The sequence below is a fragment of the Actinospineispora acaciae DSM 45401 genome (assembly GCF_000620785.1).
GTDB classification, from domain to species: domain Bacteria; phylum Actinomycetota; class Actinomycetes; order Mycobacteriales; family Pseudonocardiaceae; genus Pseudonocardia; species Pseudonocardia acaciae.
The window spans coordinates 576,053-595,485 of sequence record NZ_JIAI01000001.1; the positions used below are offsets into that span (position 1 = coordinate 576,053).

The following is a 19,433-nucleotide window of genomic DNA, read 5'->3' on the forward strand; positions in this document are numbered from 1 at the left end:
ATCACCTCGATGCTACGGGGGCCACTCCCGAAGCTGGCGAAGCAGCCGGAGGAACGCCTGCTCCGAGGGCGAGAGCAGCCGGTCGCGGCGCTGGCCCGCGACGATCGGCCGCCCGGCCGGCGGCGGGTCGACATCCAACGTGGCCAGCCGGCCGTCGGCCACCTCGTGCGCGACCGCGTGCTCGGAGACCAGCGAGACGCCCAGGCCGGCGTGCACCGACTGCTTGACGGTCTCGGTGCCCCACACCTCGATCGACGCGACGTCCGGCAGCTCCCACAGGGCCAGCGCGGTGGTCTGCATGGTCCGCGTCGAGGAGCCCATCTCGCGCAGGATGAAGCTCTCCCCCGCCAGTTCCTCCGGCCGCACCTGGCGGCCCGCGAGCCGGTGGCCAGGGCACGCGATGACCACCGGCCGGTCGGTGAGGATCTGCTCGTGCCGCAGCTGCGTGGCCGCCGGCCGGCCGGCGAACACCGCGAGCCCGATCTCGCCGTCGAGCAGCTTGCGCCCGACCTGCTCGGCGTTGCCCACGAACAGGTCGCAGTCGATGTCCGGGTGCTCGCCCCGGAAGTGGGCCAGCAGCCCGGGCAGCAGGTAGGTGCCCACGGTGGTGGTGCCGCCGATGTGCAGCCGGCCCCGCCCGAGGCCCTGCACCTGGCGGACGGCGGCGACGGCCTCGTCGGCGAGCAGGAACATCCGCCGGGCGTACTCGGCGAGCACCTCTCCCTCCGCGGTCGGGCGGGCGCGCGCCGCCGACCTGTCCACCAGCGTCGCCCCGAGCGCCGACTCCAGCCGGCGCACCTGCGTCGACACCGACGGCTGGCTCATGAACAGCTTGGTCGCCGCCGCCGAGAACCCGCCGCACTCCACGACCTGGAGGAAGATCCACAGCCGGTGGAAGTTGAGTTGCTCCACGCCTCAGTATGAGATGCAGGCCGAGCGCCACTCGGTGTAGAAGTCCCAGACCTGCGGCGAGCACTCCGGCGGGCCGTACTGGGAGCTCTTGGTGCCCATGTGCGGCAGGTGCGCGTACGCGCCGACGCCCGGCCTGTTGACGTGCAGCATTCCGGCCTCCAGCCGCTCCAGCGCCTCGAAGATCCGGGCCGGGTCCTGGGTGAACACCGTGCCCGACATGCCGTAGCGCACCGAGTTGGCGATCCGGACCGCGTCGTCGAACCCGTCGCAGTCGATCACGGACAGCACCGGGCCGAAGATCTCCTCGGTGGCCAGCTCGCTGTCCCACCTGACGTCGCGCAACACGGTGGGCCGCACGTAGTAGCCCTCGGGCAGGCCGTCGGCCACCCGGCCGCCGCCGCAGGCGATCTTCGCCCCGTCGGCCGTGGCCCGCTCCACTGCCTCCAGGCAGGCGGTCATGCGCTCCTCGTTCACCACCGGGCCGATGTCGCTGCTCGCGTCCGTACCAGGCCCGACCCGCATCGCGTCCACCCGCTCGACCAGTCGCTCGACCAGCTCGTCGCGGACCGAGGCGTCGACGATCACCCGGCTGGTCGCGCTGCAGCGCTGGCCGGCCTGCCCGAAGGCGCCGTGCACGATCGCGTCGGTGGCCCTGGCCAGGTCCGCGTCGGCGAGCACCAGCACGGCGTTCTTGCCGCCCAGCTCCAGTTGGGTCCGCAGCAGACGGGGCGCGCCGGCCTGCTGGATGGCCAGCCCGACCGGCAGCGAGCCGGTGAACGACACGCCGGCCACGCCGGGGTGGGCCACCAGCGCCTCGCCGGCGGCGCGGTCACCCTGGATGAGGTTCAGCGCGCCGGCCGGCACCCCGGCGTCGGCGAACGCCTGCACCAGCAGCGCGCTGGTCAGCGGGGTGAGCGGGGACGGCTTGAGCACGGCGGTGCAGCCGGCGACCAGCGCGGGGGCCACCTTCCACATCGGGATGGCCAGCGGGAAGTTCCACGGCGTGATCAGCCCGACCACGCCGATGGCCCGGCGGAACGTCATGGCCAGCGTGCGCGGCTCCTCGGCGGGGGTGGTGACGCCGTTGAGCCGGCGCGCCTCGCCCACGGTGAAGTCCAGGATGGCCAGCGCGCGGTCCACCTCGCCGCGCGCCTCGGACAGCCGCTTGCCCTGCTCGCGGGTGATCACGGCGGCGACCTGGTCGCGGCGCTGGGCCAGCAGCGTGCCGGCGCGGCGCAGGGTGTCGGCGCGGGCGATCGGGCCCCGGTCGCGCCAGTCGGCCAGGGCGGTGGTCGCGGCGTCCACGGCGAGCTCGGCGTCCACCCCGCCGGACTCGGCGAACTCGCCGATCCGGTCGCGCAGGTCGGCCGGGTTGGTGTTCGTCCTGGTCTGGCCGCTCTCGGCGGCGCGCCACTCGCCGGCGACGTAGTTGCCCAGGTGTGCTCGGTCAACGGATGGCATCTGGCTCTCCTGCTCGGTTCGGTGTGACGGACACCCTCGGTGGTCGGTGCCCGGTGGCGTGGCGCACCGCCTCGTCCAGCCGGTCCAGGCCGAACGGGCCGGACACGAACTCGCGGAACATCCCCTGGTCGGCGGAGGTGTCCAGGAACCGGACGGCCTCCACCAGGTCGGTCGCCGCATAGTTGTGCACGCCCAGGATGGTCAGCAGCCGGCGGACCACTGTCTCCGGCACCAGGTCGAGCGCGGGCGTCGGGAAGACCGACCCGACCAGGCCCAGCCGCCCGCCGATGGCCAGCAGCTCCAGCGCGGCGGCGATCGCGGAGTTGTGGCCGGACAGGTCGACGGCCGCCGCCGCACCCTCGCCGCCGGTGCCGTCGAGCACCCGCTCGGACAGCGCGTCCGGGGTCACCGCGTCGGCGCCCAGCCGGGCCGCGAGCGCGCGCCGGGCCGGGTCGACGTCGCTGGCCACCACGTCGGTGACGCCCAGCGAGCGGAGGTAGGCCACGGCGGTCAGCCCGAGCATGCCGCAGCCGGTCACCACGACCGTCTCGCCGGCCCGCACGTCGAGTCGCCGCACCGCGCACACCACGGTGGCGGTCGCGCAGTTCGCCGGCGCGGCCACCTCGTCGGCCAGGCCGTCCGGGACGACGACCACCCCGGTGCCGGCCAGCAGGTGGCAGTGGCTGGCCAGGCCGCCGCTGAGCCGCCACGGCGGGTCCATCCGGGCGTGCCCGTACTTGCGCAGCGACGCGCACTTCTGCGGGAAGCCCCGGGCGCAGCGCGGGCACGAGCCGCACGACGCCCCGACCGTCCAGGTCACGCGCATGCCCGGTTCGAGCCGCTCGCCGCCCTCGGCGGTCACCGCGCCGCCGGTCCCGACCACGTCGCCCACCATCTCGTGGCCGAGCACGGTCGGCAGCTCGACGTCCCGGTCGCCCGCGATGGTGTGCAGGTCGCTGCCGCACAGCGTGGCGGTGCGGGTGCTGACCAGCACCTCGCCGGCGGCCAGCGAGGGCAGCGGCACCTCGGTCAGCCGGAACCCCAGGTCGGGGCCGTGCCAGGCGGCGGCGACGGCGGTGGTTGTCATGCACTCGCTCCTAACGGCGGATGACGGCGGCGAACGCCGCGCTGGCCAGGCAGCAGACCGCCACGATGAGGAACACGTCGCTGGTGCGGCCCGAGGCGTCGATGAGGTGCCCGATCAGCGGCTCGCCGAAGCCGGCGAACAGGTAGGCGAAGAAGTTGACCACCCCGGTGGCGGTGCCGGAGCGGGCGGTCCCGACCAGGTCCGGGCACAGCGCCCAGAACGAGGCCTGCGGGCCGTAGACGAAGAACCCGGTCAGGAACAGCACGGCGATCGCCACCGAGGCCGAGTCGACCGGGATGAGGTACATTCCGCCCGCGCACACCGCGCCGAGCAGCATGAACACCATGATCGGCTGGCTGCGCCTGGAGCCGAACACCCGGTCGGAGATCTGGCCGTTGACCAGCGCGCCGATCGCCATCCCGATGGGCAGCGCCACCGACACCCACAGCGGGCTCACGCCGCCGGCGGCCTGGCCCTTCTCCCAGTTCGCGCCGAGGAAGTGCACCGGCACCCAGACCAGCAGCCCGTACCTGGCGGCGTTCTGGAAGCCGATCGAGACGCCGGTGACCCAGATCTTCGGATGCCGCAGCACCGCCGCGTACCGGGCCCGGGAGCCCTCGGGCTTCTCGGTATCCAGGGTCGCCGCCTCCGGTTCGACCGGCGAGGGCAGGCCGCGCTCGGCCGGCCGGTTGCGCGCCACCAGGAAGAACGTGATGCCCCCGACCAGCATCAACAGCACCGGGATCCGGAAGATCCACCGCCAGTCCAGCTCCCAGACGTCGAGCACCAGCACCGAGGTCGCGTACGCCACCACCGACCCGGTGCCCGCCGCGAACACGTAGAACCCGTAGGTCTTGCCGCGCTCGCCCTTCGGCCACCAGTTGGACAGCACGCGGCCGCCGGCCGCCCAGCCCATCGCCTGGAAGTAGCCGTTCACGCCCCACGGCACCGCGATGCTGGCAAAGCTCGTGCCCAGGCTCACCACCCAGTTCACCACCGTGGACGCCAGCGCGCCGATGGTCATGATCCGCCGGCCGCCGACCTTGTCCGCGAGGTTGCCGTTGATCGCCTGACCGACCGCGTAGCTCCAGAGCAACGCCGTGCTCGCCCAGCCCAGCGTCGCCTTGTTCAGCCCCAGCTCGGCCTGAATTCCGGGAATGGCAAAGCCGAATGTCTGCCGGCCGGTGTAGAAGAACAGATAGCAGAACATCGTCGCCAGCAGGACCGACCATTGCATTCGACGTAGTCGTCGATTGGGCACGTCGATATCCGGTATGGATGCAGGCATCATTGCCTCCAACAGCAATGTAATTTTCTATGCGACGAAGTTCGTGGCTACCCAATAGGCGTCGTAATTGTGGAGCTCGTGCCCTTGCGGAAGCTCGCGCACCGCCCTGTTGACCAGGAACGGCACCCGCTGCTCGGCCAGCCCGCCGTGCGAGCGCAGCGGCTCGCCGAGCTGGCTCAGGTCGTGCCGGTCCGGGGTGGTGCCCAGCGCGGTGCCCCGGTCGCCGATGACCACCAGCTCGCCCATCCGGTCCGCCGGCAGCTCGAACCGGGCGGCCGCGTCGTCGCGGCCCAGCGCCAGCTCGACGCCGGGCACCTCGGCCAGCCTGTGGGCCACGCCGTCGACATCCTTTGCGTCACCGGAGAGATACACGGTGGCGAACGAGCCGAGCGCGCCGTGGTGCACCGTGTACGGGTCGGTGATCGGCAGGATGACCCGGGCCGCGCCGGCGCCCAGCCAGCCGTCCAGCAGCTCCTGCAGGTAGACGACCTCCGGGGCGCCGTCCGCGCCCGACTTCGCGTTCATGCCGTGGTCCGCGGTCACCACCAGGACGCAGCCCAGCTCGTCCAGCCGCTGGCAGTAGCCGTCCAGCATGGCGTAGAACGCGTTCGCCTCGGCCGACCCGGGGGCGTGCTTGTGCTGTACGTAGTCGGTGAGCGAGAGGTACATCAGGTCGGGGCGGTCGCGGCGCAGCACGGCCACGCCCGCCGCCATCACCAGCTCGCTCAGCTCCGCGCTGTACACCGAGGGCCGCGGCATGCCGACCAGCCCGAGCACGTCGTCGATCCCGTACTCGGCCCGGTTCACCTTGTCGGCGTGCTCGGCGGAGAAGCACATGCCCCCCGCCAGCCCGGAGCCGAGCAGGCGGCGCAGCTTGTCCTTCGCGGTGACCACGGCGACGGTGGCGCCCCGGCTGGCGTACTCGGCGAACAGCGTCGGGACGCGCAGCCATTTCGGGTCGTTCATCATGACCTCCTCGCCGGTGTCCCGGTCGAAGAAGTAGTTCCCGCAGATGCCGTGCACCGAAGGCGGTACGCCCGTCGCGATCGAGAGGTTGTTCGGGTTCGTGAACGACGGCATCGCGCAGGTCGCCGGGAGCGAGGTGCCGTTGGCCAACAGCTTCTCGAAGAACGGCATGTGGCCGGCCTGGATCGCGCGTTCGTGATATGCGGGCTCGCTGCCGTCCACACAGACCACGACGACCGTGTCCTCGGTGGCGCCATAGCGTCGCCCGTTCACCTCGATGCGAGGGAGTGCCATTCGTCAGCTCCTTCTGGAGTTCCTCGCAACGATGTCTAACAGCGGGACGCCCACGCCGGAACCACGAGATTCGCGATGGCGGCTATAACCTTGCGGTTCGGGCGGTGGCCAGAGCGCCAACCCGGACCCAACCGGATCGGGCCGCGGCGGGTCGACCCGCATGTCACGGTGAGAACGTCTAGCTGTCCAGGGGGGCCGTCATGAAGAAGGTCGTCGGGATCATCTCCTTCTTCGGTTTTCTGAGTGTCTTTGTCATCGGTTTCAGCTATGCCCTCTTCGTTGAGCTGCGCACCGCGACCGGACCGAGTGACACCCTCGGAGGGATGGTGGCCGGTGTCGTCCTGGCCGCGAGCTTCATAGCCGTCGCGCTGTGGAGCTCCTTGATGGCCGGGGGCGAGAACGTCGAGGTCAAACGGGGAGAGCCCGGCGAGACCATGTCGGACGGGAGCCCCGTGGCGTGGTCCGTCTCGATCTCGACCGCACCCGGCGATCGCGTCCCCGCCTACCTTCTGCTGGTGGCCGGCGTCGGCCTGCTCGCCGGGGCCGTCGCACTGTTCGCCGCACATCGGGTAGGCCCGACGGGCGCGGGTGTGATGGGTTTCGTGGGTGCCCTCGAACTCAGATACTGCTGGCACCTCTTGCGGCACCGCAAATGATCTTCTCAGAACAGGCCGAAGTACTCCTGGTGCTCCCAGTCGGTCACGGCGGCGTGGAACCGGGCGAGCTCGTGGCGCTTGATCCCGATGTAGTGCGCCACGAACCGGGCGCCGAAGGCGTCGGCGAACACGGTGTCGGCGGCCAGCGCGTCGAGCGCCTCGTCGAGCGTGCCGGGCAGCCGGGGCGCCTCGGTCTCGTAGGGCTCGTCCGCCGCCGGGCCGGGGTCCCAGGCGTGCTCGATGCCGTTCAGCCCGGCCGTGAGCTGCGCGCCCATGTAGAGGTACGGGTTCGCGCTCGGCTCGCCCACCCGGTTCTCCACGTGCGTGGAGCCGGCGGCGGCCGAGCCGGTGACCCGCAGCAGCGCGGCCCGGTTCCCGGCCGACCAGAGCACCCGGTCGGGCGCCATCGAGTAGGACTGGAACCGCTTGTAGCCGTTGATCGTCGGCACCGCGAACGCCGACGCGGCGCGGGCATGCCGAAGCTGACCGGCCAGGAACCGCGAGCCCACCTCGGAGAGCACCGTCCCGTCCCGCTCCGGCACGAACGCGTTGGCCAGCCCGTCGGCCCGCAACAGCGACTGGTGCAGGTGCCATCCGCTGGAGAACACCTGGGGGATCTTGGGCCGGCACATGAAGCTCACCCGGTAGCCGTGGCGGCGGGCGACCTGCTTGAGCGCCCCGCGCAGCACCAGCACCGTGTCCGCCGCGCGCAGCCCCAGCTCGGGGCCGAGCGTCACCTCCAGCTGGCTCGGCCCGTACTCGATCTCGATGGTGCGCAGCGGCACGCCCAGCCCGCGCAGCCGCTCGCCGAACAGCGTGACGACCGGCTCGACCTCGTCCATCCGGTCCTCGGAGAGCAACTGGTAGCCGTCGTTGACCAGCTCGCCGTCGTGACGGAACAGGTGGAACTCCAGCTCGACACCGGTCTGTACGGCGTAGCCCCGGGCGGCGGCCCGCTCCAGCGCCCGGCGCAGCAGGCCGCGGCTGCACAGCGGGACCGGCGCGCCGTTGGCGAACCGCAGGTCGCAGAGCAGCCAGCCGGTGCCGCCCGCCCAGTCCAGCACCCGGAACGTGCTCGGGTCCGGGACCATCACCATGTCCCCGGCGCCGGCCATCTCGGCGATGCCCACCCCGCCGTCCGGGGCGAACGCGGCGTAGACGGTCTTCCCCGAGGTGTCCTTGGACAGCAGCGTGGACACCACGGTGAGCCCGTCGCGGAACACCGAGGCCAGCTCGCCGGCCGACACCGTCTTGCCCCTGGTCAGGCCGTGCTGGTCGGCGAACACCACCCGGACCGCCTCGATCCGGTCGCGCTCGATCCGCTCCAGCACGTCCTTGGCCGCCACCAGCTGTTCGTCGGTGTAGAGCCCGTGCCGCTCGGTGAACCCCATGACCGTCACCCCGATCCGCCGCCGAAGAGCTCATCGTCCGGCTCCGGCACCGATCCGGGCACCCCCGCCGGGCCGGTCGCCCTGGCCGCCTCGGAATCCTGCGCCCACGGGCTGGCCACGCGCAGCGCGTCGATCGACTCGGCCCAGTAGGCCTCCCACTCCCCGGTCGGGCCGATGCCGTCCAGCGGGATCGGACCCCGGCTCTCCACGTCGGCGGTGTCCGAAAGGAGCAGCTCCGGGCTGCGTCCGTCGGCCACGGCGTCGATCGCGGCCAGCAGCATCCGCCGGTAGGTGATGATCGCCCGGTCCGAGCGGCAGAGCCGTTCGCGGGTGCGGTCGTGGATGTAACCCTGACCCTCGACGGCCATCTGGTCGTGCACGTTGATGTCCGCCCCGAGGCCGGTGTAGGTGGAGGTCCGCTGCTCCTCCGGGTCGAACAGGTAGTTGTTCGCCCGGTTCCGCACCGGCTTGTAGTCCGGCAGCGTGATCCCGTCCAGCCGCTGCTCGCGCATCTTGGCCCGGTCCACCGGCTGGTCGAGGCTGGTGAACATGGCGTACCAGTAGCAGGAGTAGTCGTTCACCGGCACGTGCCACTGGGTGATCGCCATGGTCGAGCTGAGCGGGATCGTGATCCCGTGCGGGAACACCTGGTGGGTGATCCGCACGTGGGTCAGGCTGCCGTCGTACCCCTCGCCGTCGATGCGGCGCAGCGCGACGATGCGCTGGCCGTAGTCGGTGCGCGCGTTGAGGATCTCCGGCCGCCCGTACTCGCGCAGGATCTTGGTCATGGGCAGCTCGGTGCCCAGCGAGACGCCCCGGAACTGCTTGCCGTAGGACTCCTCCGGGTCGTCGTCCTCCTCGAAGCGGTGCAGGTAGGACGCGTGCACCGGGTCGATGCCGACCTCAAGCGCCTGCAGCCAGTTGCAGTCCAGGTAGCCCTTGAACGCGAACGTGTACTCCTCGGGGGCCAGGAAGCAGTCCAGCGAGGGCAGGGTCGGCGGTTCGCCGGGGCCGAGGTAGCCCCACACGATCCCGTTGCACTCCCGGGCCGGGTACGCGCGCAGCCGCACCTTGGACGGCAGCGTGCTCCCGTCCGGCTCGGCGGGCGTCTCCAGGCAGCCCCCGCCGCGGTCGAACAGCCAGCCGTGGAAGTAGCAGCGCAGCCCGCCGTCCTCGAGGCGGCCCAGGGCGAGGTCCGCGCCCCGGTGCGGGCAGCGCCGCTCGATCAGGCCCAGCGAGCCGTCCGGGTTGCGGAACAGCACCAGGTCCTCGCCCAGGACGGTGGTGGTGACCACCGGGCGGGGGCCGTCCAGCTCCTCGGTGAGCGCCACCGGCTGCCAGTACCGGCGCATCCAGTTCCCGCCGGGCGTGTCCGGCCCGGTGCGGGTCATCTTCACGTTGTCCTCGGCTCGCATCGTCGCTCCCGAAGCCCTCAGAGTTCGATTACCGCACAGAAGTTCGCGTTTTGCGGTAGGTTGGGACGCTACCGCCGACGAACGAGGTTCTGCAATGGCTCGGCTAGCGGACGGGGACAGCGCCGTGCGGCAACGTCGGCAGCTCTCCGGGGCGGCCGCCGCCGACTTCTCCGAGGCGCTGGCCCGGGGGCTCGCGGTGCTGTCCGCCTTCGACTCCGAGCACCAGCGCCTGACCCAGGCCGACCTGGCGCGCGAGCTGGGGTTGTCCAGGGCGACGGTCCGGCGTGCGGTGCTGACGCTGGAGCACCTCGGGTACCTGGTCGCGGACGGTCGGTTGTACCGGCTCAGTCCTCGGGTGTTGGAGCTGGCGGCGAGCTATCTGACCTCGAATGCCGTGAGTGCGGTCGTCCAGCCGGTGTGCGACCGGATCTGCGCGCGGCTGCGGGAGTCCTGCACGGTCGCGGTGCTGGACGGCGCCGAGGTGGTCATGGTCGCGCGCGCGGTGCCGCAACGGCTGATCGCGGTCGGCGCCGGGATCGGCTACCGGGTGCCGATGGTGCCCTCCGCGCTGGGCAAGGTGCTGCTCGCGCACCTCGGCCCGGAGGAGCGTGCGGCCCGGCTCGCGGCCGTCGACATCCCAGACGCCCCCGGCGCGCCGGACGAGGACACGTTCGACGGTATTCGTAGAGACGGCTACTGCTATGTGGCCAACGACGTCGAGGTGGGCTTCCACTCCGTGGCGGTGCCGTTGCGGCGCTGGGACGGAACCCTGGTGGCCGCGATGAACGTGGGCTGCGGCACCGAGCGGATCGGCCCCGAGCTGATGCGCACCGAGATCGCGGACCTGCTGCGCACCAGCGCGGAGGAGCTGCGCGCGCGGCTCATCTAGCCGGCTGAGCCGAGCGGGTGCGCACTCTTGACAGTCAGCGGGTCGCCCCCGCCCAATAGGTGAGCGGATCGCGCACCATCGGGGGTCACGGTTGATCAGAACGAGCGAACGGCGCGAGGCGATCCTCACCGAGCTGGCCGAGGGCCGCGGCACGGTCGCCGAGCTGTCCTCGGCCCTCGGGGTGTCGGCCGCGACCGTGCGCCGCGACCTCCGGCTGCTCGCCGACCAGGGCCGGGTCACCCGCACCTACGGCGGCGCGGTGAGCGGCCCTCGGCCGATCGAGCGGACGCTGGGGCAGAAGGAGCACAGCTCGATCCGGCAGAAGGACGCGATCGCCGGGTTCGCGGCGTCGCTGGTCGCGGACGGTGACGTCCTGGTGCTGGACGCCGGCACCACCACCGGGCGGCTGGCCCACCACCTGCGGGACCGGGCCGGGCTGACGGTGCTGACCAACGGCATCAACACGCTGGTCACGCTGAGCCACTCCGAGCACATCACCCTGATCACGCTGGGCGGGCAGCTGCGCCACCCCAGCCAGGCGCTGGTGGGGCCGCTCGCCGAGGAGACCCTGCGGCACGTCGTCGCGGACAAGGTGTTCCTCGGCGCGGACGGGTTCCTGCCCGAGCGTGGGCTGTCCTGCCCCACGCTGGAGCAGGCGTCGCTCAAGGCGCTGATGGCCTCCCGCGCCCGCGAGGTGTACGTGCTGGCCGACCACTCCAAGCTCGGCGTCGCGCCGTTCCCGTTCTTCGCCCCGCTGACCGGCCCGACCACGCTGGTCACCGACGCCGGGGCGACGCCCGCGCAGCTCGCCGCCGCGGAGCGCGACCCGCACCTCCGGGTCAGGGTGGCGGCGCCGTGACGCCGCTGGTGGGCGTGCTCGCCGACGACCTCACCGGGGCGCTGGCCAGCGCGGCGCTGCTGCGCGAGGCCGGCATGCGCGCCGTGGTGCAGTGGCGGCGGGGCGAGCCGCCGGCGCGGGCATCGGCGCTGGTCGCCGACATGCGTACCCGTGACTACGGAGCCGACCCGGCGGCACGTGCCGAGGCCTGGGCGGCCCACCTGCGTGGGCTGGGCTGCCGGCGCATCGAGCTGCGCATCGACTCCACGCTGCGCGGCGCGCCGGCCGCCGAGCTGGCCGGGGCGCTGGCCGGCGCCGGGCTGAAAGACCCGTGGGTACTGGCGGTGCCGGCGTTCCCGTCGGCGGGGCGCACGGTGGTCCGCGGCGAGCTGCGCGCACCGGGGGTCACTCCCCCGATCAACGGGCTGCCCATCGGCCCGCTGCTGTTCGGCGACCGCGACGCCGAGGTGCTCGACATCGAGACGATCGAGCGCGGCGCGGACGCGGTGCTGGCGGCGATGGCCGGGGCGGGCACCACCCGGTTCGTCGCGGACGGCACCGGCGAGGCACACCTGCGCACGCTGGCCGAGGCGGCGGACCGGCTGGCACAGCCCGGTGACCGCGAGCGGGGGCTGCTGACCGTCTCCCCCGGTGCCTGGCTGCGCTACCACCGCCCGCCGCTGCCGGAGTCGTACCCGCTGGTGGTGTTGTCCAGCGCCACGGCGACCAACGCCGAGCAGCTCGCCGCGCTGCGCGGTTCACGTGCCGCCCAGGTGTTCGACGCGCGGGCGGTGCTCTCCGGCGAGGCGGTCGTGGACTGGGACTCGGTGCGGCGGGACGCGGCGGCGGTGGTTGTCGAGACGATCAGCCGGCCGGCCGCCGAGGCATCCGGGCTGTTCACCGAGGCGGCGCGGGCGGCGGCGCGGGTGGTGGAGGACGGTGCGCGCCACGACATGGTGTGCGGCGGGATCGTGGTCGGCGGCGGCGCCACCGGGTCCGCGCTGATGGACGCGCTGGAGGTCGGCGAGCTGGTCGCGGACGGCGAGGTCGCGCCGCTGTGCCCGCACGCCACGGTGGCCGCCGGCCGCTGGACCGGGCTGCCGGTGATCACCAAGGGCGGCCTGGTCGGCGGCCCGGAGACGTTGACGCGGCTGGTCGAGGCCGTGACGAAGGAGATGACATGAACACACCCGTGATCGGGTTGACCATGGGCGACCCGGCGGGCATCGGACCGGAGATCACCGTGGCGGCGCTGGCCGACCCGGCGGTGCGGGCGATGGTTCGGCCGTTGCTGGTGGCCGACGCCCGCGTAGTAGAACGATCTATCAACGCGGCCGGCCTGAACATAGGCGTCAACCGCGTGAGCGGCCCCGAGGAGATCGGCTCCGACCCGGCGGTCGTCGACGTGCTCGACCTGGACAACGTCGGCGAGGTCGAGTTCGGCCGGGTGTCCGGCGAGTACGGCGCGGCCGCCGTGGAGTCGATCGAGACGACCTGCGCGCTCGCGCGCGAGGGCAGGATCGACGGCCTGGTCACCGCGCCGATCAACAAGGAGGCCATCCGCGCCGGCGGCTCCGGCTTCCCCGGCCACACCGAGATGCTGGCCCACCTGTTCGGCGTCCCGGCCAACCAGGTCGTCACCATGTTCGTCCTGGACAAGCTGCGGATCTTCTTCCTCACCCGGCACCACCCGCTGGCCGACGCGATCGCCGGGCTGAACACCGAACAGGTCCGCGCCGGCCTGGTCCGGGTGCACGAGCTGCTCGGCGAGCTCGGCTTCGAACGCCGCCACATCGCGCTGGCCGCGCTGAACCCGCACGCCGGGGAGAACGGCCTGATCGGCCGCGAAGAACTGGACATCCTCGGTCCCGCCGCGGACGCCGCCCGCGCCGACGGCGTCGACGTGGCCGGCCCCGTACCCGCCGACGCCGTGTTCCACCAGGCCCGCCAGGGCCGCTACGACGGCGTGCTCTCGCTCTACCACGACCAGGGCCACATCGCCGCCAAGACCGTGGACTTCTTCGGCACGGTGAGCTGCACGCTCGGCCTGCCGGTGATCCGCGCGTCGGTGGACCACGGCACCGCGTTCGACATCGCCGGCCGGGGCATCGCGGACGCCGGCGGCCAGGTCGCCGCGATCCGGGTGGCCGCCGAGCTGGCCGGCCAGGTCCTCGCCGTACGCGGCCGCGTCCCCGTCACCCACCCGTGAGTGGCTAGGGCCGCCATAGCGACCCTAGCCACTCACGGCTCTCTACCAGGAGGTTCGTTCAGCATGACCGAATTTTCGCCTCACTCGCCGGCGGGGCTGGATGCGCGCTCTGCCGGTGGTCGCTTTCCGGCCGGTGCGGGTCGCGCGGCCACCGTCTACACCGACTCCGACGCCGACCGGGGCGTGCTCGAAGGCCGTACCGTCGCCGTGCTCGGCTACGGCAACCAGGGCGCGGCGCAGGCGAAGAACATGCGCGACAGCGGGGTCGGCGGGCTGATCGTCGGCAACCGCGACGACGAGTACCTGCCGCCCGCCCGCGACGCGGGCTTCACCACCCACCCGATCGCCGACGCCGCGCGGGCCGCCGACGTGGCGCTGCTGCTGATCCCGGACGAGGTGCAGCCGGCGGTGTTCGCCGAGCAGATCGCGCCCGGCCTCACCGCCGGGAACACCCTCGTCGTCGCGTCGGGCTACAACGTGGCGTTCGGGCTGCTCGACGTGCCCGACGGGGTGGACGTCGTGATGGTGGCGCCCAGGATGATCGGCGCGGCGGTGCGCACCCGCTACGAGGACGGCAGCGGCTACCCGTGCTTCGTGTCGGTGGAGCGCGACGCCGGCGGGAACGCGCTGGCCACCGCGCTCGCCGTCGCCTCGGCGATCGGCGGCACCCGGGCCGGCGCGGTGGCCTCCTCGGCGCGGGAGGAGGCCGCGCTCGACCTGTTCTCCGAGCAGGCGATCTGGCCGGCCGTGATGGCGGTGCTGCGGACCTCGTACGAGGTGCTGCACGCGGCGGGCTTCTCCGACGAGGCGGTGCTCAACGAGATGTACCTGTCCGGCGAGCCCGCCGAGGTGTTCGCGCACGTCGCCAGGCAGGGCCTGCTCGGCCAGCTCGGGCTGCACTCGCACACCAGCCAGTACGGCCAGCTGCGCGGCCTGGCCTCGGTGGACACCAGCGACCTGGCGAGGCGGTTCACCACGGTGCTGCGCGACGACATCCTCTCCGGCGCCTTCGCCAAGGAGTGGTCCGAGGTGTCCGCCGACCCGGAGCGGCGGCTGGACGAGCTGCGCTCCCGGGCCGCCAGGCACCCGCTCGCCGAGGCCGAACGCGCCGTCATGGCGGACGCCGAGGCCCGGTCATGACCGAACAAAGGCGCAGCGCGGAGTGGTTCGGCGCCACCGGCAGGTCCGGGATGGTCTACCGGTCCTGGATGCGCCGGGGCGTGACCAACGAGGTGTTCGACGGCCGCCCGGTGATCGGCATCGCCACGACCTGGTCGGAGCTGGCGCCGTGCAACGGCCACCTGCACCGGGTGGCCGAGTCGGTCAAGCGCGGGGTCTGGCAGGCCGGCGGGTACCCGCTGGAGTTCCCGGCGATGGCGCTGGGCGAGACGCTGCTGCGCCCGACCGCGATGCTGTACCGCAACCTGCTGGCCATGGAGGCCGAGGAGCTGATGCGGGGCAACCCGCTGGACGGCGTGGTGCTGCTCTCCGGCTGCGACAAGACCACCCCCGGGCTGCTGATGGCCGCCTCCAGCGTGGACCTGCCGGCGCTGATGGTCACCGGCGGACCGATGCTGAACGGCAAGTACCAGGGCGAGGACGTCGGCTCGGGCACCCAGATCTGGCGGTTCGAGGCGGAGCTGGCCGCCGGGCGGATGACCCAGGAGGAGTGCTTCTTCGCCGAGGGCTGCATGGCCCGCTCCGACGGCCACTGCATGACCATGGGCACCGCCTCCACCATGGCCTCGATGGCCGAGGCGCTGGGCATGCAGCTGCCCTACTCGGCGACCTGGCCGGCCTCGGACGCCCGCCGCTACGAGACGGCCCAGCGGGCCGGGCAGCGGATCGTCACCATGGTCGAGGAGGGCCTGCGGCCGTCGAAGGTCATGACCAGGGAGGCGTTCGAGAACGCGATCCGGGTCAACGCCGCGATCGGCGGCTCCACCAACGCGGTGATCCACCTGCTGGCCATCGCCGGTCGGCTGGGCGTGCCGCTGGTGCTGGACGACTTCGATGCGCTGGCCCGCGAGGTGCCCACCCTGGTCGACCTGCAGCCCTCCGGGCGGTTCCTGATGGAGGACTTCTGCTACGCGGGCGGGCTTCCGGCGGTGATGCGCGAGCTCGGCGGCCTGCTGCACACCAAGGCGATCACGGTCACCGGGCGCACGGTGGCGGAGAACGTGGCGGACGCGCAGTGCTGGAACCGCGAGGTGATCCGGCCACTGGACGAACCGTTCCAGCCGGCCGGCACCGGGACGGCCGTGCTGCGCGGCAACCTCGCCCCGGACGGCGCCGTGATCAAGCAGTCCGCTGCCTCCCCCGGGCTGCTGCGCCACCGAGGCCGGGCGCTGGTGTTCGACTCCGTCGAGGACTACCACGCGGTGGCCGCCGACGACGACCTGCCGGTGGACGAGAGCACCGTGCTGGTCATCCGCAACTCCGGCCCGCGCGGCTACCCCGGCATGCCCGAGGTGGCCAACGTGGTGCTGCCGGCGAAGCTGCTGCGCCGGGGCGTCACGGACATGGTGCGGATCAGCGACGGCCGGATGTCCGGCACCGCCTACGGCACGGTGGTGCTGCACGTGACGCCGGAGGCGGCGGCCGGCGGCCCGCTCGCGCTGGTGCGCAGCGGCGACTGGATCGAGCTGGACGTGCCGGCCCGCACCCTGACCATGGACGTCAGCGACGAGGAGCTGGAGCGGCGGCGGGCCGAGTGGCAGTCCCCGCCGCCGCACTCCGACCGCGGCTGGGTCCGGCTCTACACCGAGCACGTGCTGCAGGCCGATCGCGGCCTCGACCTGGACTTCCTGGTCGGCGCCAGCGGCCACGAGGTACCCCGGGAGTCGCACTGATGACCAGAACCGACGTGTTCACCGGCGTCGGCGTCGCGCTCGTCACGCTGTTCGACGCCGACGGCGAGGTCGACTACCGGGCCACCGCCGACCACGCCGCCAAGCTGGTCGAGCTCGGCGTGCGGGCCGTGATCGTCTGCGGTACCACCGCCGAGGTGGACGCGCTGACCGACGACGAACGGCTGCGGCTGTTCGAGGCGGTGCGCGCGGCGGTGCCCGCCGGCGGCGGCGCGGCCATCGTGGCCGGCACCGGAGCGCCGTCGACCCGGCAGGCCAGCGCGCTCACCGCCGCCGTCCGGGCCGGTATCGGGGCGGATGCGGTGCTGGCCCGATCGCCGCGCGGCGTGGCCGACCCAACCGGCTACTACCGGGGCATCGCCGATGCCGCCGGTGACCTGCCGGTGCTCGCGTACCACTTCCCCGCCGTCTCGCCGCCCGGCATCCCGCTGGACCTGTTGCCGAGCCTGCCGGTGGTCGGCTGCAAGGACTCCTCCGCCGACATGACCCGACTGCTGGCCACCCTGGACAGCTGGTCGGGCGCGCTGTATGTGGGCTCGGCGGCCGTCCTGGTGCAGGCCGGCGCGCTGGGCTGCGCGGGCGGGATCCTCGCGCTGGCCAACGTCGAGCCCGAGCTCTGCGCGGCCGCCTTCGCGGGCGACGCCGGCGCGCAACGCAAGCTCACCGCCGCGCACCTGGCCGCCAGCCAGGGCGGGCCGCGCGGGTTGAAACGCCTGGTCGCCGACCGGTTCGGCACCAGCGACGCGGTCCGGATCGGCTAGCCGACGCCGTTGGTGCCTCGAGCGCCGGGGCCGGCGAGCACGTCGACATCGCTCGCGTGCATCGGCCGGCCGCACTCGGAGCAGTGCGGCTCGACGTGGCCGATCCGGCCGCAGGCGTGGTGTCGATAGAGCACCGGCGGGCCGGCCTCGCCCGCCGTGTGGCGGTCGCCCCAGCGCACCATGGCCATGAGCAGGTCGCACAGCTCGAGTCCCCTGGCCGTCAGGGCGTACTCGTGGCGCGGCGGCCGGTCCGAGTAGGCGCGCCGCTCCAACACCCCGTTCTCGACCAGCCACTTCAACCGCTCGGTGAGCACCTTGCGGGAGATGCCGAGGTCACGCTGGATCTGGTCGAAACGGGTGATGCCGACGAAGACGTCGCGCAGGACCAGCGGTGACCACGGCTCGCCGATGACGTCCAGGGTGCGGGCGATCGAACAGGCCATGTCGCCGAACCGCGTTCGTTGCATGAGCCCAGCGTAGACAAAAGAGTTCCCTCAGGGAACTAACAATGCTACGGTTCATCCCATCAGTTCCCTCAAGAGACTGAAACCGCCCGAGCGAAGGAGCCGACCATGCCCAGGACACTCACCGCGACCGAGCGCGAGCGGTTCCTCGCCGAGCCGCACATCGGCGTGCTCAGCGTCGCCAGCGATCCCGATGTCGACGGGGACCGCGCGCCGCTCACCGTCCCGGTCTGGTACGCCTACGAGCCGGGCGGGGACATCACGTTCTTCACCGGCACCCAGGGACGGAACGCCCGCAAGACCCGGCTGCTGGAACGCGCCGGGAGGTTCAGCTTCTGCGTGCAGCAGCCCACCTATCCGTACAAGTACGTGACGGCGGAGTGCGCGGTGGTCAAGGCCGACCGGGCGCCACGCCAGGAACAGGTCCAGGCGATCGTCGGCCGCTACCTGCCCGAGGACGCCGCGCGAGGCTTCGCCGAGTCCGAGACCGCACGCCCGAGCGGCACGTTCGTGCTCTTCACCGCCCGCCCGGAACGCTGGCTCAGCTTCGACTTCGGCGAGTAGCGCGGGCCGGGTGCGTGACCGCGACATATCAGCGCACTCGCATGGGGACTTCCCGGTGCTCGCTCCCGCGTGCTACGCAGGATCGGGGGCGTGAACGTGATCTCCGACACGGACACCAGGAGGCTGAGAACCATGGCAGGCAACAAGGGCGTCGCCTACATCGAGCCGAAGCATGTCGAGGTGCAGGACCTGGAGTATCCGGCGCTCGAGCTGCGCGACGGCCCCGGGGTCAACCCGGCCAACGTCGGCCGCAAGTGCGACCACGGGGCCATCCTGCGCTGCGTCGCCACCAACATCTGCGGTTCCGACCAGCACATGGTGCGGGGGCGCACCACCGCTCCGAAAGGCCTGGTGCTCGGCCATGAGATCACCGGCGAGGTGGTCGAGGTCGGGCGCGACGTCGAGTTCATCAAGCAGGGCGACCTGTGCTCGGTGCCGTTCAACATCGCCTGCGGCCGGTGCCGCAACTGCAAGGAGGGGCGCACGGACGTCTGCCTGAACGTCAACCCGGACCGGCCGGGGTCGGCGTACGGGTACGTCGACATGGGCGGCTGGGTCGGCGGGCAGGCCGAGTACGTGATGGTGCCCTACGCGGACTGGAACCTGCTCAAGTTCCCCGACCGGGACCAGGCGATGGAGAAGATCCTGGACCTGACCATGCTCTCGGACATCTTCCCCACCGGCTACCACGGCTGTGTCTCGGCCGGGGTCGGCACGGGGTCCACCGTCTACGTGGCCGGCGCCGGCCCGGTCGGGCTCGCCGCGGCGCACTCCGCGCAGCTGCTGGGGGCGTCGGTGGTGATCGTCGGCGACATGAACGCCGAGCGGCTCGCCCAGGCGCGCAGCTTCGGCTGCGAGACCGTCGACCTCACCCACGACGCGAGCCTGCAGGACCAGATCGAGCAGGTCCTGGGCGTGCCGGAGGTGGACTGCGCGGTGGACGCCGTCGGGTTCGAGGCCAGGGGCCACGGTAAGCAGGCCGGCGAGGAGGTGCCGGCCACCGTGCTCAACTCGATCATGCAGGTGACCAGGGCGGCGGGGAAGCTGGGCATCCCGGGCCTGTACGTCACCGGCGACCCTGGCGGGGTGGACGACGCCGCGAAGGAAGGCAGCCTGTCCATCCGCATCGGGCTGGGCTGGGCCAAGTCGCACACCTTCACCACCGGCCAGTGCCCGGTGATGCGCTACCACCGCGGCCTGATGAAGGCGATCCTGGCCGAGCGCTGCCACATCGCGAAGGCGGTGAACGCGACGGTCATCTCGCTGGACGACGCGCCGCGCGGCTACCAGGAGTTCGACAGCGGCCAGGCGCGCAAGTACGTGCTCGACCCGCACGGCCTGCTGGTCGGGAAGGCAGCCGCCTGACGA

At 72.4% G+C, this 19,433-nt stretch carries 18 protein-coding genes; 10 read left to right on the forward strand and 8 right to left on the reverse strand.

All coding sequences use genetic code 11. The features are described 5' to 3' along the window. Positions 1–12: 12 nt before the first annotated feature. From N912_RS0102905 to phnA, 5 genes are all read right to left on the reverse strand, one after another. A complete protein-coding gene (locus N912_RS0102905; RefSeq protein ID WP_028921243.1) occupies positions 13–912 on the reverse strand; it encodes a LysR family transcriptional regulator in 900 nt (299 codons plus the stop codon). 3 nt (positions 913–915) lie between these two features. Beyond that, positions 916–2,373, reverse strand: coding sequence for an aldehyde dehydrogenase family protein (locus N912_RS0102910; RefSeq protein WP_028921244.1), 1,458 nt, complete (start codon positions 2,371–2,373; stop codon positions 916–918). After that, positions 2,360–3,460: a zinc-binding dehydrogenase gene (locus tag N912_RS0102915; RefSeq protein ID WP_037062691.1), complete on the reverse strand. Its 1,101-nt coding sequence runs from the start codon at positions 3,458–3,460 to the stop codon at positions 2,360–2,362. The genes N912_RS0102910 and N912_RS0102915 overlap by 14 nt, the downstream gene beginning before the upstream one ends. Positions 3,461–3,470: 10 nt before the next feature. Beyond that, positions 3,471–4,697, reverse strand: coding sequence for an MFS transporter (locus N912_RS0102920; RefSeq protein ID WP_211261113.1), 1,227 nt, complete (start codon positions 4,695–4,697; stop codon positions 3,471–3,473). A 78-nt stretch (positions 4,698–4,775) separates the two neighbouring features. Further along, a complete protein-coding gene (phnA, locus tag N912_RS0102925) occupies positions 4,776–6,008 on the reverse strand; it encodes a phosphonoacetate hydrolase (protein ID WP_028921247.1) in 1,233 nt (410 codons plus the stop codon). Between the two features lie 200 nt (positions 6,009–6,208). Here phnA and N912_RS0102930 point away from each other — a divergent pair, with 200 nt between their 5' ends. Then, the gene (locus N912_RS0102930) at positions 6,209–6,664 is read left to right on the forward strand and encodes a hypothetical protein (protein WP_028921248.1); all 456 of its coding nucleotides are present in this window, start codon (positions 6,209–6,211) and stop codon (positions 6,662–6,664) included. A 5-nt stretch (positions 6,665–6,669) separates the two neighbouring features. Here the strand turns inward: N912_RS0102930 and N912_RS0102935 are convergent, their stop codons facing one another. Next, complete coding sequence (locus N912_RS0102935) at positions 6,670–8,055, reverse strand: glutamine synthetase family protein (protein ID WP_028921249.1); 1,386 nt, start codon at positions 8,053–8,055, stop codon at positions 6,670–6,672. A 5-nt stretch (positions 8,056–8,060) separates the two neighbouring features. Then, entirely contained in the window at positions 8,061–9,470 is a 1,410-nt protein-coding gene (locus N912_RS49110) for an aromatic ring-hydroxylating dioxygenase subunit alpha (RefSeq protein ID WP_064745139.1), read from the reverse strand. A 94-nt stretch (positions 9,471–9,564) separates the two neighbouring features. On the opposite strand from N912_RS49110, the gene N912_RS0102945 reads away from it, so the two are divergent. From N912_RS0102945 to N912_RS49130, 7 genes are all read left to right on the forward strand, one after another. Beyond that, the gene (locus tag N912_RS0102945) at positions 9,565–10,359 is read left to right on the forward strand and encodes an IclR family transcriptional regulator domain-containing protein (protein WP_028921250.1); all 795 of its coding nucleotides are present in this window, start codon (positions 9,565–9,567) and stop codon (positions 10,357–10,359) included. Between the two features lie 91 nt (positions 10,360–10,450). Beyond that, the gene (locus N912_RS49115; protein ID WP_037062696.1) at positions 10,451–11,218 is read left to right on the forward strand and encodes a DeoR/GlpR family DNA-binding transcription regulator; all 768 of its coding nucleotides are present in this window, start codon (positions 10,451–10,453) and stop codon (positions 11,216–11,218) included. Next, positions 11,215–12,381 carry a four-carbon acid sugar kinase family protein gene (locus N912_RS0102955; RefSeq protein ID WP_028921251.1) on the forward strand — a complete coding sequence of 389 codons (1,167 nt, stop codon included), beginning with the start codon at positions 11,215–11,217 and terminating at the stop codon, positions 12,379–12,381. The genes N912_RS49115 and N912_RS0102955 overlap by 4 nt, the downstream gene beginning before the upstream one ends. After that, entirely contained in the window at positions 12,378–13,406 is a 1,029-nt protein-coding gene (pdxA, locus tag N912_RS49120; RefSeq protein ID WP_051579498.1) for a 4-hydroxythreonine-4-phosphate dehydrogenase PdxA, read from the forward strand. Before N912_RS0102955 ends, pdxA begins: the two co-directional genes overlap by 4 nt. 63 nt (positions 13,407–13,469) lie before the next feature. Further along, positions 13,470–14,546, forward strand: coding sequence for an NAD(P)-binding domain-containing protein (locus tag N912_RS49125; RefSeq protein WP_084210543.1), 1,077 nt, complete (start codon positions 13,470–13,472; stop codon positions 14,544–14,546). Further along, positions 14,543–16,258 carry an IlvD/Edd family dehydratase gene (locus tag N912_RS0102970; protein ID WP_028921252.1) on the forward strand — a complete coding sequence of 572 codons (1,716 nt, stop codon included), beginning with the start codon at positions 14,543–14,545 and terminating at the stop codon, positions 16,256–16,258. Before N912_RS49125 ends, N912_RS0102970 begins: the two co-directional genes overlap by 4 nt. Then, a complete protein-coding gene (locus N912_RS49130; protein WP_051579500.1) occupies positions 16,258–17,037 on the forward strand; it encodes a dihydrodipicolinate synthase family protein in 780 nt (259 codons plus the stop codon). The genes N912_RS0102970 and N912_RS49130 overlap by 1 nt, the downstream gene beginning before the upstream one ends. Here the strand turns inward: N912_RS49130 and N912_RS0102980 are convergent. After that, positions 17,034–17,504 (reverse strand): winged helix-turn-helix transcriptional regulator, encoded by a 471-nt coding sequence (locus tag N912_RS0102980; RefSeq protein WP_028921253.1) that lies wholly within the window; start codon positions 17,502–17,504, stop codon positions 17,034–17,036. The genes N912_RS49130 and N912_RS0102980 overlap by 4 nt on opposite strands. 105 nt (positions 17,505–17,609) lie before the next feature. Between N912_RS0102980 and N912_RS0102985 the strand changes: the two genes are divergently transcribed. Both N912_RS0102985 and fdhA read left to right on the forward strand, forming a co-directional pair. Continuing rightward, a complete protein-coding gene (locus N912_RS0102985) occupies positions 17,610–18,065 on the forward strand; it encodes a pyridoxamine 5'-phosphate oxidase family protein (protein ID WP_028921254.1) in 456 nt (151 codons plus the stop codon). Between the two features lie 132 nt (positions 18,066–18,197). After that, positions 18,198–19,430, forward strand: a complete 1,233-nt coding sequence (gene fdhA / locus N912_RS0102990; protein WP_028921255.1) for a formaldehyde dehydrogenase, glutathione-independent — start codon at positions 18,198–18,200, stop codon at positions 19,428–19,430. Positions 19,431–19,433: the final 3 nt, after the last annotated feature.

Excerpts from the sequence above, each read along its gene's own strand:
- N912_RS0102910 (WP_028921244.1), bottom strand. The coding sequence starts at position 2,373 with ATGCCATCCGTTGACCGAGCACACCTGGGCAACTACGTCGCCGGCGAG.
- N912_RS0102915 (WP_037062691.1), bottom strand. The coding sequence starts at position 3,460 with ATGACAACCACCGCCGTCGCCGCCGCCTGGCACGGCCCCGACCTGGGG.
- N912_RS0102920 (WP_211261113.1), bottom strand. The coding sequence starts at position 4,697 with ATGCAATGGTCGGTCCTGCTGGCGACGATGTTCTGCTATCTGTTCTTC.
- phnA (WP_028921247.1), bottom strand. The coding sequence starts at position 6,008 with ATGGCACTCCCTCGCATCGAGGTGAACGGGCGACGCTATGGCGCCACC.
- N912_RS0102930 (WP_028921248.1), top strand. The coding sequence starts at position 6,209 with ATGAAGAAGGTCGTCGGGATCATCTCCTTCTTCGGTTTTCTGAGTGTC.
- N912_RS0102935 (WP_028921249.1), bottom strand. The coding sequence starts at position 8,055 with ATGGGGTTCACCGAGCGGCACGGGCTCTACACCGACGAACAGCTGGTG.
- N912_RS49110 (WP_064745139.1), bottom strand. The coding sequence starts at position 9,470 with ATGCGAGCCGAGGACAACGTGAAGATGACCCGCACCGGGCCGGACACG.
- N912_RS0102945 (WP_028921250.1), top strand. The coding sequence starts at position 9,565 with ATGGCTCGGCTAGCGGACGGGGACAGCGCCGTGCGGCAACGTCGGCAG.
- pdxA (WP_051579498.1), top strand. The coding sequence starts at position 12,378 with ATGAACACACCCGTGATCGGGTTGACCATGGGCGACCCGGCGGGCATC.
- N912_RS49125 (WP_084210543.1), top strand. The coding sequence starts at position 13,470 with ATGACCGAATTTTCGCCTCACTCGCCGGCGGGGCTGGATGCGCGCTCT.
- N912_RS0102970 (WP_028921252.1), top strand. The coding sequence starts at position 14,543 with ATGACCGAACAAAGGCGCAGCGCGGAGTGGTTCGGCGCCACCGGCAGG.
- N912_RS49130 (WP_051579500.1), top strand. The coding sequence starts at position 16,258 with ATGACCAGAACCGACGTGTTCACCGGCGTCGGCGTCGCGCTCGTCACG.
- N912_RS0102980 (WP_028921253.1), bottom strand. The coding sequence starts at position 17,504 with ATGCAACGAACGCGGTTCGGCGACATGGCCTGTTCGATCGCCCGCACC.
- N912_RS0102985 (WP_028921254.1), top strand. The coding sequence starts at position 17,610 with ATGCCCAGGACACTCACCGCGACCGAGCGCGAGCGGTTCCTCGCCGAG.
- fdhA (WP_028921255.1), top strand. The coding sequence starts at position 18,198 with ATGGCAGGCAACAAGGGCGTCGCCTACATCGAGCCGAAGCATGTCGAG.